This is a genomic window from Chitinophaga sp. GbtcB8, assembly GCF_019091455.1.
GTDB lineage: Bacteria > Bacteroidota > Bacteroidia > Chitinophagales > Chitinophagaceae > Chitinophaga.
This window is the reverse complement of the sequence record NZ_JAGXJN010000094.1, coordinates 1-742: the sequence shown is the minus strand read 5'-3', so window position 1 is coordinate 742 and position 742 is coordinate 1. Positions and strand designations below refer to the sequence as shown.

Below are 742 nucleotides of genomic sequence, written 5' to 3'. Positions count from 1 at the left end.
GGGAAGCGGCATTTTGCTTGCACCCGAACTGTTATTGATAACATTGCCACCCTTATCACTGAACAGTTTCAAAGATGCCTGGATAGTAAGTATAGCACCCAAAACATTGACGTTAAAATGCTGATGAAAACTTTCTACCGATACCTGTTCAATAGGTGTGTAACCTTGAAATGCTGCGTTGTTTACCAAAATATCCAACGTACCGAAAGCCTTCTTTGCTTCTTCAAATAGCCTGTTTACATCGGCTTGTTTCGATACATCGCCCTGCACCGAAATTGCCGTGCCTCCATTATCGGTTATGGCTTTAACTACTTTGTCCGCTTCTTCTTTGCTTGAAGCATAATTTACAACAATCTTTGCACCTTCTTTGGCAAATGCTTTTGCAATTCCTGCACCAATTCCTTTTGATGCACCTGTTCCTATCGCTACTTTGTTTTTTAATTTACTCATTGTTTCCGTTGTTGATAAGTTTATTTCACTGAGAAGACATTCGCCATACCGCCATCTGCTAAGATATCGGCGCCTACAATGAATGATGAATCGTCTGATGCTAAAAATACAGCCGATTTTCCGATCTCAGCCGGCGTTCCCTGCCTGCCAAGCGGTGTAAGGCCAATAAAGATGTGCTTCACCTGGTCCACTACATCCTGCGGTACCATCTTTACAAAAACCAGCGTATCAATTGCGCCTGGCGTGACTGTATTCACCCTTATTCTCCTTGTCAATAAATCGAGCGATAAGC

2 protein-coding genes are annotated in these 742 nt (G+C 42.7%); both read right to left on the bottom strand.

The genetic code is table 11. The features are described 5' to 3' along the window. On the bottom strand, positions 1-450 hold a 450-nt coding region (locus KVT36_RS31525), incomplete at its 3' end, for an SDR family NAD(P)-dependent oxidoreductase (RefSeq protein ID WP_217607398.1). A 20-nt stretch (positions 451-470) separates the two neighbouring features. After that, positions 471-742, bottom strand: a 272-nt coding sequence (locus KVT36_RS31520; RefSeq protein ID WP_217607397.1) for an SDR family oxidoreductase, incomplete at its 5' end; no start/stop codon positions are given.